The organism is Bartonella sp. MR168JLCBS (assembly GCF_042194175.1).
This window is the reverse complement of record NZ_JBHIMP010000133.1, coordinates 1-1,150: the sequence shown is the minus strand read 5'-3', so window position 1 is coordinate 1,150 and position 1,150 is coordinate 1. Positions and strand designations below refer to the sequence as shown.

General features: G+C 40.4%; 1 protein-coding gene. It reads right to left on the bottom strand.

Going from position 1 to position 1,150, the window contains the following annotated elements:
* Nucleotides 1–1,150, bottom strand: a 1,150-nt coding sequence (gene gatB, locus ACFIK8_RS09780; protein WP_375669312.1) for an Asp-tRNA(Asn)/Glu-tRNA(Gln) amidotransferase subunit GatB, incomplete at both ends; no start/stop codon positions are given.

The window sequence follows — 1,150 nt, the reverse complement described above, 5'->3', positions numbered from 1 at the left end:
ACGTGGATCCCCACCTTCATTCCAAATAATTTCAAACAGATCCTTAGCAATTTTCCCAGAAATAGTTCCTTCTTTAATGAGATCAATAATTGCTCCCAATTGGCTTGGTGACACTGGTGTCTCTTCAATCGCACAATTATCTTTATTTAAAGCACCCAAAAGATCATTAATTACCCAATTAGCAGCCATTTTTCCATCACGCCCACATGCCACTTCTTCAAAATAATCAGCGATTGCTCTTTCTGCTACAAGAATGGAAGCATCATACGGAGTTAAACCCATTTTATTGATAAAACGTGCTTTTATATCATCAGGCAATTCCGGCAACTCTACAGCCAAAGCATCCACAAATGCTTGATCAAACTCCAATGGCAAAAGATCAGGATCAGGAAAATAACGATAGTCATGCGCCTCTTCCTTTGAACGCATAGAGCGCGTTTCACCTTTAGCTGCATCAAAAAGCCGAGTCTCTTGATCTATGACACCGCCATCTTCTAAAATCGCAATCTGACGCCGTGCCTCATATTCAATTGCTTGACCAATAAAGCGAATAGAATTAACATTTTTAATTTCACATCGCGTTCCAAAATTTTCACCAGGACGACGAACTGATACGTTAACATCCGCACGCATAGAGCCTTCATCCATATTGCCATCGCAGGTACCCAAATAACGAACAATTGTACGCAATTTCGTCATATAGGCTTTGGCTTCATCCGATGAGCGCATATCCGGTTTAGAAACAATTTCCATAAGAGCGACACCAGAACGGTTAAGATCTACAAAAGACATTGTTGGATGTTGATCGTGTATAGACTTCCCAGCGTCCTGCTCAAGGTGCAGCCTTTCAATCCCAATTTCAATATCTTCAAATTGGCCATTTGGATCCGGGCCAATAGATATAGTGATCTTCCCCTCACCTACAATTGGATATCGAAATTGAGAAATCTGATACCCCTGCGGTAAATCTGGATAAAAATAATTTTTACGATCAAAAACAGATTTCAGATTAATGTGAGCCTTTAATCCTAAACCAGTTCGAACCGCTTGACAAACACACTCTTGGTTAATAACAGGTAACATACCGGGCATAGCTGCATCAATAAGTGACACATGATTATTTGGTTCAGCTCCAAATTTCGTGGACGCA